The following is a 14,925-nucleotide window of genomic DNA, read 5'->3' on the forward strand; positions in this document are numbered from 1 at the left end:
TATCGAATTTTTTAGGTACGTTACTTTAACAAATATAAGCAATTGTTAAAGTAGTCAATGATTCCTTTTCCTTTCATCAAGATATCAGCACCTATTATTCCGTGAACGGGTTTAGCTTTGTGGGCCAATAAAGCCGTGTTTACGTGTGATAAATCAAAAATTACGAGATTGAAATGGTTGTCTTTCCAAGTGCCTAATTGAAGTTTGTTTTTTAATGCCAGTTGGGTTTCCATGCCTGTGGCACCAGCACCAGAGGCTTTAGTCTCTGAGTTTTTTGGTTGTAATTGAAATACTTCTATACTTTCAAAACCTATGCAGCTGTTTGAGGCGCCAGTATCTAAAATAAAATTCCCTTTTATCCCGTTGATTTTGGCTTTTATCAACAAGTGCTGTGTTTTCATAATCTTGAATGGGATTTTTTTGTAGCTTACTTTCTTGAGAATTTTATCTAAATTTTTCATAGTTTCTGTTGGGATTTTGAATCTTTATTTTGCGATAATAAAGTCATTAAATTAACAACTTGATAGTTTATAGGTATGGGAAACTACGTCTAATAATCGTAATTTTGCATCTCAAACCTGAAAAAATACACTTGGAAACAAATATAGTCATCACTGACACACATACACACCTTTATGCCGAAGATTTTGATCAAGATAGAGACCAAATGATTCAACGAGCCATTGATGCTGGTGTTTCGCGTTTTTTTATTCCCGCAATCGATTCTACTTGCACACAGTCTATGTATGATTTAGAACAGAATTATCCGGATCATATTTTCTTAATGATGGGATTGCATCCTACTTATGTTAAGGAAAATTATGAGCAAGAGTTACAGCATGTTGCAGACGAGCTTTCAAAGCGAAAGTTTTATGCTATTGGTGAAATAGGGATTGATTTGTATTGGGATAAAACTCATTTGCCACAGCAACAAATTGCTTTTAGAAAACAAATACAACTTGCAAAAGAGTACAAACTCCCTATTGTGATTCATTGTCGCGAAGCTTTTGACGAAATATTTGAAATATTAAAACAAGAGAAATCTCCCGAATTATTTGGTATTTTTCATTGTTTTTCAGGAACCTATGAGCAAGCATTACAGGCTATCTCGTATAACATGAAACTAGGAATTGGTGGTGTAGCTACTTTCAAGAACGGAAAAATAGATCAGTTTTTAAATCAAATTGACCTTGAGCATATTGTTCTAGAAACCGATTCTCCTTATTTAGCACCCGTGCCGTATAGAGGAAAAAGAAATGAGAGCAGTTATATTGTAAGCGTTGTAGAAAAGTTATCTCAACTTTATGGTCTTTCAGCACATGAAATTGCTACGATAACTACCGCAAATTCAAAAGCTATTTTTGGGATTTAAACTAGATTTTACTTTATTTTAATATTTTTTTTGTTCATTTGCCCACACAAAAATTGAGAACCAAAATGCAGAAATTTGACGCTATTAGGCCCTTTTATGATTCGGAAATAAATGAAGCACTTCATGATGTGGTAAATCATCCTATGATGAAGGCATTGATGAATTTTACATTTCCAGATGTGGCAGATGAGGTATGGAAAGAGCAACTGAAAAAAACGCATTCTATTCGTGATTTTCAATGTAATTTTATATATCAATCTGTACAAAGAGTGCTAGAGAAAAGCTCTGACGGTATTACAACTTCGGGATTTGAAAACTTAGAGGCTAATACGTCTTACATGTTCATTTCAAATCATAGGGATATTTTATTAGACACAACTTTGCTAAATACAGCTTTGTTTGAACATGGTTTAGTAATGACAGCATCGGCAATAGGTGATAATTTAGTTAAAAAATCATTTTTAAAAACATTAGCAAAACTCAACAGGAATTTCTTAGTGCAAAGGGGATTAACGCCAAGAGAAATGTTGCAAAGCTCTAAATTATTATCTGAGTTTATGGGTAATTTGCTTTTGCATGAAAATCGTTCGGTATGGATTGCACAACGCGAAGGAAGAACAAAAGATGGTAATGACGAGACAAATCCGGGTGTTTTAAAAATGATTGGAATGGCATCTGATGAGAAAAATGTTATGGACTATTTTAAGAAAATAAAAATAGTTCCTGTTTCTATTTCTTATGAATATGATCCTACTGATGCCTTAAAAATGCCTCAATTAATGGCCGAAGCTAATAATGAGGTGTATGTAAAGGAGAAAAATGAAGATTTCATGACTATTCTTAGCGGAGCTTTAGGTCAAAAGAAACGAATTCATATTCATGTAGGCACTGTTTTGGATGCCGAGATCGATCGTATAAAAGCGGATAATGACAATTCAAACAAGCAAGTTGTAGCACTGGCTCAAGAAATTGACGATACGATATTGAGTAATTACAAATTGTGGCCCACTAATTTTATTGCGTATGATATTGTTAACAAAACAGATAGATACGCGCACTTGTACACTGAAAATGAAAAATCATTGTTTGAACGCCGATTAGAAATGCGTATAGATCATGATAATCCTGTGGCACTTGATGGTTTTTTAGCCATGTATGCTAATCCTGTTGTCAATAAATTAAAATACCATGACATTGTATAAAGCTAAAATACTTTTAATTTATACCGGCGGAACCATTGGTATGCGCAAGGATTTTGATACAGGAGCACTCAAAGCCTTCAATTTTAGTAAATTATTGCAAAATATTCCAGAGCTAAAACAATTAGATTGTGATATTGAAACAGTTTCATTTGAGGTGCCCATTGATTCCTCAAACATGAATCCTGCTGAATGGTCAAAAATAGCATCCTTAATTGAGCAGAATTACACTAGCTATGATGGTTTTGTAGTACTTCATGGATCAGATACCATGTCTTACTCTGCATCGGCATTGAGTTTTATGCTCGAAAATTTAGATAAACCTGTAATTTTTACAGGCTCTCAATTGCCAATAGGTGATTTGCGCACTGATGCCAAAGAAAATTTAATTACTGCCATACAAATAGCGTCGTTACGAGATGAAAACGGTCCTTTGATACAAGAGGTTTGCCTTTATTTTGAGTACAAGTTGTACAGAGGAAACCGCACCACAAAGATAAATGCCGAACATTTTAAAGCTTTTACCTCTCCTAATTATCCTGAGCTGGTAGAGTCTGGCGTGCATTTGAAAATAAATCCTGAAATGTTTTTGCCTAAAAGCACTACTAAATCATTTCAAGTACATAAGAAGTTAGATAATAATGTTGCCATTATAAAAATGTTTCCGGGTATAAGTGAGGCTGTTTTAGCGGCTATTTTTGATATCCCAAACTTAAAAGGAATTGTTCTAGAAACCTATGGATCAGGAAACGCACCTACAGAAAGTTGGTTTCTTGATTTATTACAAAAAGCAATCAAAGCAGGATTGCATATTGTGAATGTAACACAGTGTTCTGGCGGAAGTGTAAGCATGGGACATTATGAAACCAGCACAGGAATGAAAGAAATAGGAGTAATTTCAGGGAAAGACATCACCACCGAGGCTGCAATTACAAAACTCATGTATGTATTAGGTCAAAATATTGCTAACAAGGATTTTAAAGATTTTTTTGAAACACCATTGCGTGGCGAAATGATTTAAAGTTAGATTTTGCTTTTCAAAGTCAGTTTTTTTTAAGTTATTTGCAAACCTAATTAGAGAGGTGTCCGAGTGGTTGAAGGAGCTAGCCTGGAAAGCTAGTATATGGGTAACTGTATCGAGGGTTCGAATCCCTTCCTCTCTGCAAAAAAAAAATGCTTTCCGCAAGGAGAGCATTTTTTGTTTTAAAGCTTATATAACTTAAATGGGTTGCATTTCATGGCTATCTTAAGCTAGCGCCAATGCTACGATTTATTTTTTAATTTGATAGGATAGAATATCCAAAAGGAATTTCATTAGAGAATATAGCTTTTATGAACAGAGAATATTTATCAGCGAGTTTGGGATAACTAGGCGAAGTTTATATAAAAAATGAATTCATTTATTTGGACGAACTTTTCTTAAAAGATGTTTTAATTAATTTATATTTTGTTAATGTTGGTAACATTAGCGTCAACTATTGGTAATATATTGTTAAAGATTAGCAAATACTATGCTTGCATAGCATCGGTATATTTGTTAAAATTTTACAAAACTACACCATGAAATCCAATTTTAGCCGTCGTGCTTTTCTTAAAAACTCTTTGTTGTTTTCAGGAGGAGTTTTATTAGCTCCCAATTTTATTAGTTGTTCTAAAGATGATGAACCAATCAATCAAGCACCGACTGATTTAAAACTATCTAATTTTAATGAAGGGGTTGCCAGTTTTGATCCAACTGCTACGAGTATTATTCTTTGGACTCGATACACTGCCAGTAAAAGTGGAAGCGTTAATTTATCTTGGGAAATCAGTACTGATGCTAAATTTAGTCAAGTTTTACGACAAGGAAAGGTAGTAACAGATGAAACTCGAGATTTTACAATAGCTGTTGATGTGCAAGGATTGCCTTCGAACAAATCTTTTTATTATAGATTTTATAACGTGATGACCAAAGAAGTTTCGGTAATAGGGGAAACGATTACTTTGCCTTCCTCATCTGATACTATTTCGCAGGTAAGAATGGCAGTTTGTTCCTGTGCTAATTTTGCGGCAGGACTTTTTAATGTTTACGAAGCAATGGCAAAATCAGATGTTGATGTAATTGTACATTTAGGCGATTATATTTATGAATATGGTGCTGGTGAATATGGTACAAATCAATATACAAGTAGTTTAGGTAGAACGCATGTTCCTGCTAAAGAAATTATCACTTTAGATGATTATAGAGCACGTTATAAGCAATATAGAAAAGATGAAAAGTTAAAATTAGCACATCAAAAGAAACCTTTTATTGCGGTTTGGGATGATCATGAAATCACCAATGATACCTATAAAGATGGAGCGCAAAATCATCAACCAAATGAAGGAGACTTCTCAGCAAGAAAATTAGCAGCTCTAAAAGCTTACAGCGAGTATATTCCGCTTAAAACAGGAAATGATAGCCGAATATATAGAGATTTCCATTTTGGAAATTTACTCTCTTTGTATATGCTAGACACTCGTGTTATTGCACGAGATAAGCAATTAGAATATGCTACTTACTTTTCTTCTAACGGTTCTTTTAATGCAACTGCTTTTCAAACCGATCTGTTAAATCCAAGTAGACAGCTTTTAGGTGCAGAACAACTAGGCTGGTTGGGATCTAAAATTGCATCGAGTACTTCAAAATGGCAGGTTCTTGGTCAACAGGTTTTAATGACTAAAATGATGCTTCCGTCAGAACTTTTAATGCTAATGGCTCAAATTAATGGCGAAATTGATGCGCTGGGAAGCGCGCAACCAGCTACTTTGCAAGCGTTTCAAACATCAGTAGGAGGTTTAGTGACCATAAAATCAAGAATATTAGCTAATGACCCTACCGTAAGTGCAGCTGATAAATTACGATTGTCTACTGTTTTACCCTATAATTTAGATGCTTGGGATGGTTATCCGGTAGAAAGAGAAAAGTTATTTGCTCTTTTGAACGGAAAAAAGATGGTTACATTAGCAGGAGATACGCACAATGCATGGCAAGGCGAATTAAAATCGTCATCAAATAAAGTGGTAGGTTTAGAACTAGCAACTTCATCTGTTACTTCCCCAGGTTTAGAAACTTATTTGGGATTAGGTGGAACTCAATTAGCACAATTTGAACAAGCTTTAAATTTGTTAATTGATGATTTAGAATATTCTAATTTGTCAAAAAGAGGGTATTTAAAAGCTACCTTCTCTGCATCAGATGTAAAAGCAGAATGGTTTTTTGCGACAAGCGTTTTTGAGGAAGGTGCAACCGTAAATCTGGAAAAAACGATTACTAAGAGTTAAGAAGTTCTATTTTTCTCTTTCCTTTTAAGCCATAAATAATTTTTTAAATAAAATTGTTTATGGCTTTTTTTATTGAAGGTTATTTTCTGATTATCATTTTTTCTCAAAAAAAATTCTATGTAGTTTACAAATACTTCCCACCTGTTCTCGTTTTCAACTATTGCATACCTTATAATAAAGCCATAACGTTTGCAACGCGACTCACTAAATCCGCAATCAGTCATTTATCAATCAACATTTTAGATTTACAATATTTGAATTCACAGTATCAAGTGTAAACTTAGGTGTTTATTTACAAGCAATAGAGTTGCAGCTAGTTTATGAAGTGAATTATTTTAATACAGCAATAAATGTGCTCTTCATACTAAGGAAATGCTATCTTTGTTTCTACAATTGTAACGTAATCTAAGATGTATAATACATTAAATTAAGTAAGACGGAATGATAAAAGTTCTAAAAAAATATAGAAACAGTTTTCTTTTAGGATGTATTTTTATTAGTATGTCTGCTTTTGGTCAAGAGAATCAAGCTCTTGAGGAAAAGGTAATTGTGAAGGTAGATTCGTTATACAGAGAAGATCAGTTTTATTTTGCTGTAACATATAACTCATTGGTAAACACACCTACAGGAGTGTCTCAAAATAAATTTTCTTCGGGTGTATCGTTGGGGTTTTTAAGAGACATGCCTGTTAATGCTAATAGAACTTGGGCCATAGCCACAGGACTAGGATTTACATATAACAATTTCAATCAAAATCTTATAGTGAAGGAGCAAAATGGTGTTGTGGATTACCAACTCATTCCTGCCGATGTAAGTGTTGATAAAAACAAGTTTTCTCAACTGTCTGTGGATGTGCCCATAGAATTAAGATGGCGTACATCTAATTATGAAAGTCATAAATTTTGGCGCATTTATACAGGTTTAAAATTTAGTTATTTGTTGTATGATCGTTCCCTTTTTAACGGAAGTCCAGAGCGTATTGTAGTTCAAAACAATGCTGATTTTAATGCACTTCAGTACGGGACGTATCTTGCTGCAGGCTACAACACTGTAAATTTATATATGTATTATGGTTTAAATCCTTTGTTTCAAAAAGCAACATTAAATGGTGCTTCTGTAAACATGAGAGCGTTTAATTTGGGAGTTATATTTTATATTTTATAACCACAAAAACAATAAAAACAATTGCGGTACAGCGCCTAATGCAAAACCAATAACGAGTTCTTTATAGGTGTGCGCGTTCATTACCAATCGGGACGATGCTATAAGTCCGTTCAATAAAATGAGTAATGCAACGGTAATTGTATTTTGCAATTGCAAATGCATACTTAAACCTATAATAAAAACAGTCAAAGAGCTTATGCTTAGTAGGTGTAAGCTTGCTTTAATGTTCATAAAGAGCAAGAGTAATGCCATTAAACTACTAAAAAGCCCGCCAATTAAAAAGAAATGCAATTCAGGATAACGATTAATCACGATTGTGTTTTTGACTAGCAAAATAATTAAAAAACAATGCAATAATAACGGAATCTTTCGTTGTGCAATTTTATAAACCATTACAGAGTCAATTTGTCCAGAAACCTTTAGGATAAAAAATCCCAAAATAGGAATACACGAGGTTAATAAAGCCACTTGAAAAAGCACAAATAATTTTTCTTGAAATTGAAACGTGTTTCCACTATACCACATATATAGTAAAGCTGCTATAGTTGGTATAAAAACAGGGTGAAAGATATAAGAGAAAATAGGAAGAATTTTTTTCAAGACAATTTTTTTTTTGAAAACAAATATAATGAATCTTATAAGTGTAAAAAACACCCTTTTTCTTTTGCCTCTTGTTTTTTGAATTCTAGAAGCTTTATCGTAGAAAGAGCGTATTATTTTTGTGTATTTTTGATAAAAAATTAAAGCTTAATTGCAATTTTAAGCATGATAATAAGGAGAACTATGAGTCAAAAAATTTTAGCAAGTTTGCAAACAATTCAATCCGTGCGTCATGGCGATTTTGATAATGATGACTTAGATGCGGTTTCTATTGATAGTCGATCGTTACAAAACGGAGTTCAAACGCTTTTTTTTGCTTTGGTTGGCGTGCAGCATGACGCGCATGACTACATAGATGATCTTATTGTATCGGGAGTTCAAAACTTTGTAGTCACTTTTATCCCAAAAGACTGCGAAGGAAAAGCTAATTTTTATGTTGTTTCTAATACGATGACGGCCTTACAAGAATTTGCAGCATATTACAGAGCGCTTTTTCAAATTCCAGTTATTGGGTTAACTGGTAGCAACGGAAAGACCATTGTTAAGGAGTGGCTCAATTTTTTATTGGCCCCAGATTATAATATTATTCGCAGTCCAAAAAGTTATAACTCACAAGTTGGTGTGCCTTTGTCTGTAATAGCAATCAATGAAAAGCACAATTTAGGTATTTTTGAGGCTGGTATTTCAACTCGTGGTGAAATGAAAAATTTAGAAAAAATCATCAAGCCAACCATAGGAGTGCTCACCAATATAGGTACTGCACATGACGAAGGATTTACCAATACAACTGAAAAAATTAAAGAGAAACTATTATTGTTTCAAAATGCTGATGTACTAATTTATAATAAAAATGAAACTGTTGAAGAGCACTTACAGCCAGACTTACAAAGATTCTCTTGGAGTTTTTCAGACCCCTTAGCAACCGTACTTGTTACTAAAGAAGTGAAGGATTCCAATACTATTTTACACATTCATTACGGAGAAGTGGTTTTTGATGTCAAAATTCCTTTTTTTGATGAAGCTTCAATAGAAAATGCCATTTCTTGTATTTTAGTTTTGTTGTTTTTACATGTTGAGGTCAATACTATTCAGGAGCGTACAGCGCAATTATATCCTGTTGAAATGCGATTGAAATTAAAAAATGGTATCAACAACTGCAATATTATTGATGATAGTTATAGTAGTGATTTTCAGTCGTTAAAAATTGCATTGGACTTTTTAGAAAATCAAAAACAGTCTAAGAAAAAGACTTTGATTTTATCGGATATTTTTCAAAGCGGTTTGTCTCTTGAGGAGTTGTATGATAAAGTTTCGCATCTCATCAAAGTCAATAATATTGATCGGGTAATCGCTATTGGTGAAACTATTAGTAGATTTCAAGATAAGTTTACCAATGCTCTTTTTTACAAAACTACAGCCGAGTTTATTGCCGATATAGCACAACTAGATTTTTATAATGAAACCATTTTAATAAAAGGAGCTAGAGTATTTCAATTTGAAGAAATAGTGTATTTACTCGAGGAGAAAACACATGAAACTGTTTTAGAAATCAATTTGAACGCCATCACGCACAACCTAAATTTTTTCAAAGCTAAGTTTAAGCCAAATGTAAAAATTATGGTAATGGTCAAGGCTTTTGGATATGGTAATGGCGGTCTTGAAATTGCAAAATTGTTAGAATTTAATAAAGTAAACTACCTAGGTGTGGCCTTTGCAGATGAGGGAATAGCATTGAAAAAAGGCGGCATTAAAGTTCCTATTATGGTTCTTAATCCAGAAAGCACCAGTTTTTCAGCGATTATTAAACATAAATTAGAACCGGAGATATACAGTTTAAAAGGTCTTTACGCCTTTTTAAAAATTGCTAAACAAAAGGGATTGGAGAATTTCCCCATTCATATTAAGATGGATACTGGAATGCATCGATTGGGTTTTGAAGCGGCTACAATAGACGAATTGATTTTGGCTTTGCAAGGAAACAAAACAGTGCAAGTCAAAAGTATTTTATCACATTTAGCAACCAGTGATGATCCTTCTCAGCATGATTTTGCTCGATCACAAATAACACTTTTTGAGCAACTATCTTCAAAACTGATGGCTCAATTGCCAAATATTCCATTGCGACACATCTTGAACACATCTGGAATTAGTAATTTTATGGATTCTCAATATGACATGGTTCGGTTAGGAATTGGTTTGTATGGAGTTTCAAATGATAGTGACGAACAACTTAAACTTGAAAATGTAGGGACACTTAAATCGATAATTTCACAATTACGTATTATTAAAACAGGAGAAAGCGTAGGGTATGGCAGGCGATTTGTTGCTTCAAAAGACACGGTAATTGCCACGATACCTATTGGCTACGCAGATGGAATTTCACGAGGATTGGGCAATGGTGTAGGTCATGTACTAGTGCGCAATACTAAAGCGGCCATTGTGGGTAGTGTGTGCATGGATATGTTGATGGTTGATGTGACTGGAATTGATTGTAAAGAAGGAGATGTTGTGGTGCTTTTTGGAGAGCAGCTCCGAGTGAATGAAATTGCAGAAAAACTCAATACGATACCGTATGAAATATTAACGAATGTATCTCAACGGGTAAAACGTGTCTTTTATAGAGAATAGTTATAATTTTGTTAATTTTCTGCTTATTTGCATTAAAAATTTATTTAAGTTCGTAGTCACAAACAAATATTAACTTAAATTTAAATTATTATGGGATTTTTTAGTGATTTCAAAGCTTCTTTGATGAAAGGTGATGTACTAAGTCTTGCTACTGCTGTAGTAATGGGTGGTGCTTTTGGTAAAATTGTAGGATCTGCTGTTGATGACGTAATTATGCCTATTGTAGGTTTAGTAACAGGTGGAATAGATTTTACTCAGAAATTTGTAGCTTTAAACGGGAATTCATACCCAGATTTAGCTGCTGCAAAAGCTGCTGGTGCTGCCGTAATTACTTATGGTAATTTGGTACAAGCAATCATCAATTTTATAATTATTGCTTTCTTTATTTTTGTAGTGTTAAGAGCTGCTGAAAAAGCTAAAAAGAAAGAAGAAGTTGTAGCTGCTCCTGCTGGTCCTACTCAAGAAGAGTTGTTAACTCAAATTAGAGATTTATTAAAAAAGTAATTTCCGCTACATTATATATTCTAACTAAACCGCTACGTAATTGTGGCGGTTTTTCTTTGTGTATATTTTATTCTGTATCTAAGTTTTGGCATAAGCCAAATGAAGCATGTTTAATAAAAAGTTTGTTTTGTAACATTTTGTTATTTTTTGTGAACGGTATTGAAATGTTTTTAATATTAATTACTTTTGTTCTTCAAATGTAAACCTAGAAAAAACACATACGATGAAAATAGCAGTTGTAGGAGCCACAGGAATGGTAGGCGAGATCATGTTAAAAGTTTTAGCCGAAAGAAACTTTCCAGTAACAGAATTAATTCCAGTAGCATCAGAACGTTCTGTAGGGAAAGAGATTGATTTTAAAGGTCAAAAATATACTGTTGTGGGCTTGCAAACTGCTGTTGACATGAAAGCAGATATTGCTTTATTTTCAGCTGGAGGAGAAACTTCTTTGGAGTGGGCTCCAAAATTTGCTGCGGCCGGAACTACGGTTATTGATAACTCATCGGCTTGGAGAATGGATCCTACCAAAAAACTTATTGTTCCAGAGATTAATGCGGGTCAACTTACGGCTGATGATAAAATTATCGCCAATCCAAACTGTTCGACTATTCAAATGGTGTTGGTATTAGCGCCATTGCACCGTAAATACAATATCAAACGTGTGATTGTTTCTACTTACCAATCCATCACCGGAACGGGAGTTAAGGCAGTGCAACAATTAGAAAACGAATATGCAGGCGTACAAGGGGAAATGGCCTATAAGTATCCTATTCACCGCAATGCGATTCCACAATGTGACTCTTTTGAGGAAAACGGTTATACCAAAGAAGAGATGAAATTGGTTCGCGAAACACAAAAAATATTAGATGACAGAACTATTGCTGTAACGGCTACCGCTGTACGTGTTCCTGTTGTAGGTGGACACAGTGAGGCTGTGAATGTGGAGTTCACAAACGACTTTGATGTGAGTGAGGTGAGATCTATTTTACACCACACCGATGGAGTTGTTCTTCAAGATAACATAGATGCTTTTACCTATCCAATGCCACTTTATGCCGAAGGGAAAGACGCTGTTTTTGTGGGTAGAATTCGTCGTGACGAAAGTCAAGAAAACACGCTAAACATGTGGATTGTTGCAGATAACTTGCGTAAAGGAGCTGCTACAAATACCGTTCAAATTGCTGAATATTTAGTTGCTAATAATTTGGTATAATCCTGTAACGTATTTTACTAAGCACCTTTTGAAACGTGCAAAACTTTATAATCCATTTGTTTTTAAAAATGTAAATTTTTTGAAACAAATGGATTTTTTAGTGAAGGATTGTTATATTTGCGATTCATGAAAAAGAAACTTTCTATATTGCGTTTGCTTTTTACGATTTCAGTATTGGTATCCATGCTGTTTCAATCGTTGCACAAGTACGAGCATATAGCACAGCAACTTGCTCATGTAGAATGTGTTCATGAAAAAGGAGAAGGTCCAGAAATTACACACCAGCACCACAGTTTTGAATTGTGTGCCGTGTGTGATTATAAATTAAGCGGTTTTATTTCGCAAGATTTTTTATCTCTTGACACTTTTTATTTTGACAACTTTAAAAACACAATAGATGCAGAGTCTATTGTATCTATTTCCTATTTTAAAGGAAGCCTTTTCGGGCTTAGAGCACCCCCTTTAGTTTAAAATTAGTACACACAACAATAGCATTTTCATATCTTGGAAATGCAAGGGATGTTTATATATTTTGAACAAAAAAAATGCACACAAAAAACTTTCTGTTTTTCTGTATCTCTTTGTTTTGCACCATAGGTTTTGCGCAAAGCACAGTACGCGGAAAAATAACTACTACAGCTGGAATACCACTTTCTGGAAGTCACATACATATTGGTAAAAAGACAGTGTCCTCAGATGCTGCGGGCAATTATGTCATTAAAAAACTGCCTTTGGGTAACCAAAAAATATTTGTTTCTTACATAGGTTTTCAATCTGTGGATACGCTTGTTACTTTATCGGGTGATCAAGTATTTGATTTTGTTTTAAAAGAAAAAGCCGATGACCTTCAAGAAGTGATTGTGAGGCAAAAAATAAATACGCTCAATAAATCCTTATTGGAACAAAAAATTAAAACAGAAACTATTGAAAAATATAGCAATCAAACATTAGGAGATTTACTTAAAGAGGTAGCGGGTGTTTCAAGTTTAAAAACAGGAAGTAATGTTGTAAAACCAATGATCAATGGATTGTTTGGGAGTCGCGTTCCTGTAATTAATAACAACGTACGTTTGCAAGATCAAGAATGGGGAACAGAACATGCTCCTAATTTTGACGTGAACGCTGCAGGAAAAATTACGGTAATCAAGGGTGCATCGGGCTTGCAATATGGTGGTGATGCCGTGGGTGGCTTAGTTATTATTGAGCCTATTCAGGTAAAAAAAGACACAATTTATGGCAAATCAATAGTGAATCTAGCCTCAAATGGTAGAGGTGGTTCTATTAGTTCTAGTTTGCACAAAGGGAACGAAAAAGGATGGAGTTGGAACGTATTAGGAACATTTAAATATGCTGGTGATAGAGAAGCTCCAGATTATGTATTATCAAATACAGGAAATAGGGAAGCAAATTTCTCTGGCGATTTAAAATTCACAGGTAAAAAGTATGACTTTACTGGTTTTTATAGCTATTACAATACTACTATTGGGATTTTGAGCGCTTCACACATTGGTAATGTTAATGATTTGTACAACGCAATAACGAATAAAGTTCCTGCTGTGGTCAATGATTTTACCTATTCAATTAAAAATCCTAAGCAAGAAGTACAACATCACTTGGCAAAGCTGAATTACAACTATTTTTTCAATGAAACGGCTTCATTGGGGGTACAGTATTCTTTTCAGTTTAACAAAAGGTTCGAATTTGATTTACGCAGAGGCGAAAATAAAAATAAACCAGCACTTGATCTTGAGTTAGCAACTCATGCCATTAATGTTGATTATAAAAAAGTACTGCATGACTGGACATTAAAGACGGGAACGGTAGCTGCATTTCAAAATAATTTTGCGAATGTAGTCACTACAAATGTTAACCCTTTGATCCCAACATACAATAAAATAGATTGGGGAACATACGGCATTGCAACTTATGACGTTTCAGAAAGTTTAGTCTTTGATGCAGGACTTCGGTATGATTATTCTCAAGTAGATGCTGCCAAGTTTTATTCAAAATCAAGATGGAATGAACGTGGTTATCAATCGCAGTTTTCTCGTTTTATAACTGGCGAAGATGGTGATAAATGGCTCGTAAAACCCAGCTTTGCTTTTCATAACCTATCAAGTAGTGTGGGATTTCACAAAGAGTTTGAGAAAGATTTAAATTGGTATGCCAATGTTAGTTTGGCTACAAGAAATCCAAACCCATCGGAGTTTTTTAGTGATGGTTTGCATCATTCTACTGGAGTTATAGAGATAGGAGACTTAGCACTAAAAAAAGAACAATCTACCAAGTTTTCTACAACGCTCCAAAAAAAATGGACTGCTTTTTCTGTTGAGGTAAACCCGTATATCAATTACATTCGTAATTTTATGTTCTTGCGCCCAGTGGGTTTTGAGAATACCATTCGTGGTGCGTTTCCAGTGTGGGATTACCAGCAAACAAATGCGCAATTAGCAGGTCTTGATGTGCAAACCCATTGGAAAATAAACAACAACTGGCAACATGATTTTACAATGTCTTATGTAAACGGCAAAGATATCTCAAACAGAGAAGCCTTGATAGACATTCCGCCATTTGCCATGACTCAAAAAGTGCAGTTTTCAAAACCAAGTTGGATGAACCTAAAATTGGAGCTAAAGTATGAAGCACTCCAAAGGCAGAACAGATTTCCTAATAATAATTTTGAAACAAATATTATTGTAAACAATGAGTTGTTTCCGGTTCAGGTAGATATCAGTACGCCGCCAGAAGGTTTTCAATTGTTTCATTTTTACTCCGAAATTAAGTTCAAAAGCATTGGTAAAACCCAGACAGCCTTAGCGTTTTCTGTTCAAAATATAACAAACACCACGTACAGGGACTACTTAAACAGACAGCGTTTTTTTGCTGACGAAATGGGTAGAAACTTCCAAATTCAATTAAAATTCAATTATTAAAAAATTAAA

The 14,925-nt window shown here is 34.2% G+C and carries 12 protein-coding genes, 1 tRNA gene and 1 pseudogene; 12 read left to right on the forward strand and 2 right to left on the reverse strand.

Translation table 11 applies throughout. From position 1 onward, the window contains the following. Positions 1-20: 20 nt before the first annotated feature. Positions 21-461 carry a retropepsin-like aspartic protease gene (locus LQ189_RS00100; protein ID WP_086454080.1) on the reverse strand — a complete coding sequence of 147 codons (441 nt, stop codon included), beginning with the start codon at positions 459-461 and terminating at the stop codon, positions 21-23. A 143-nt stretch (positions 462-604) separates the two neighbouring features. Between LQ189_RS00100 and LQ189_RS00105 the strand changes: the two genes are divergently transcribed. The 7 genes and pseudogenes from LQ189_RS00105 to LQ189_RS00135 all read left to right on the forward strand — a co-directional run bounded on the left by LQ189_RS00105 (position 605) and on the right by LQ189_RS00135 (position 7,038). Continuing rightward, positions 605-1,372, forward strand: coding sequence for a TatD family hydrolase (locus LQ189_RS00105; RefSeq protein WP_230158589.1), 768 nt, complete (start codon positions 605-607; stop codon positions 1,370-1,372). A 65-nt stretch (positions 1,373-1,437) separates the two neighbouring features. Next, entirely contained in the window at positions 1,438-2,574 is a 1,137-nt protein-coding gene (locus LQ189_RS00110; protein ID WP_230153782.1) for a 1-acyl-sn-glycerol-3-phosphate acyltransferase, read from the forward strand. Next, positions 2,561-3,592: an asparaginase gene (locus LQ189_RS00115; protein ID WP_230153783.1), complete on the forward strand. Its 1,032-nt coding sequence runs from the start codon at positions 2,561-2,563 to the stop codon at positions 3,590-3,592. The genes LQ189_RS00110 and LQ189_RS00115 overlap by 14 nt, the downstream gene beginning before the upstream one ends. A 55-nt stretch (positions 3,593-3,647) precedes the next feature. Continuing rightward, positions 3,648-3,734, forward strand: a tRNA-Ser gene (locus LQ189_RS00120). 127 nt (positions 3,735-3,861) lie between these two features. Beyond that, a pseudogene (locus LQ189_RS00125) lies at positions 3,862-3,939 on the forward strand (succinate dehydrogenase/fumarate reductase iron-sulfur subunit); the annotation flags it as partial. Positions 3,940-4,131: 192 nt separating this feature from the next. Beyond that, a complete protein-coding gene (locus tag LQ189_RS00130) occupies positions 4,132-5,874 on the forward strand; it encodes an alkaline phosphatase (protein ID WP_230153784.1) in 1,743 nt (580 codons plus the stop codon). A 441-nt stretch (positions 5,875-6,315) separates the two neighbouring features. Continuing rightward, positions 6,316-7,038, forward strand: coding sequence for a porin family protein (locus tag LQ189_RS00135; protein WP_230153785.1), 723 nt, complete (start codon positions 6,316-6,318; stop codon positions 7,036-7,038). Here LQ189_RS00135 and LQ189_RS00140 read toward each other — a convergent pair. After that, positions 7,033-7,638, reverse strand: a complete 606-nt coding sequence (locus LQ189_RS00140) for a hypothetical protein (RefSeq protein ID WP_230153786.1) — start codon at positions 7,636-7,638, stop codon at positions 7,033-7,035. The genes LQ189_RS00135 and LQ189_RS00140 overlap by 6 nt on opposite strands. Positions 7,639-7,821: 183 nt before the next feature. Here LQ189_RS00140 and LQ189_RS00145 point away from each other — a divergent pair, with 183 nt between their 5' ends. From LQ189_RS00145 to LQ189_RS00165, 5 genes are all read left to right on the forward strand, one after another. Further along, positions 7,822-10,266, forward strand: coding sequence for a bifunctional UDP-N-acetylmuramoyl-tripeptide:D-alanyl-D-alanine ligase/alanine racemase (locus LQ189_RS00145; protein WP_230153787.1), 2,445 nt, complete (start codon positions 7,822-7,824; stop codon positions 10,264-10,266). A 90-nt stretch (positions 10,267-10,356) separates the two neighbouring features. Next, entirely contained in the window at positions 10,357-10,770 is a 414-nt protein-coding gene (gene mscL / locus LQ189_RS00150; RefSeq protein ID WP_221916057.1) for a large conductance mechanosensitive channel protein MscL, read from the forward strand. 223 nt (positions 10,771-10,993) lie between these two features. Next, positions 10,994-11,983 carry an aspartate-semialdehyde dehydrogenase gene (locus LQ189_RS00155; RefSeq protein WP_221916058.1) on the forward strand — a complete coding sequence of 330 codons (990 nt, stop codon included), beginning with the start codon at positions 10,994-10,996 and terminating at the stop codon, positions 11,981-11,983. 126 nt (positions 11,984-12,109) lie between these two features. Beyond that, positions 12,110-12,454, forward strand: coding sequence for a hypothetical protein (locus LQ189_RS00160; protein WP_230153788.1), 345 nt, complete (start codon positions 12,110-12,112; stop codon positions 12,452-12,454). Positions 12,455-12,528: 74 nt separating this feature from the next. Beyond that, complete coding sequence (locus tag LQ189_RS00165; RefSeq protein WP_230153789.1) at positions 12,529-14,916, forward strand: TonB-dependent receptor domain-containing protein; 2,388 nt, start codon at positions 12,529-12,531, stop codon at positions 14,914-14,916. The last annotated feature ends 9 nt before the right edge of the window (positions 14,917-14,925 follow it).

The sequence above is a fragment of the Flavobacterium sp. CECT 9288 genome (assembly GCF_918731615.1).
GTDB lineage: Bacteria > Bacteroidota > Bacteroidia > Flavobacteriales > Flavobacteriaceae > Flavobacterium.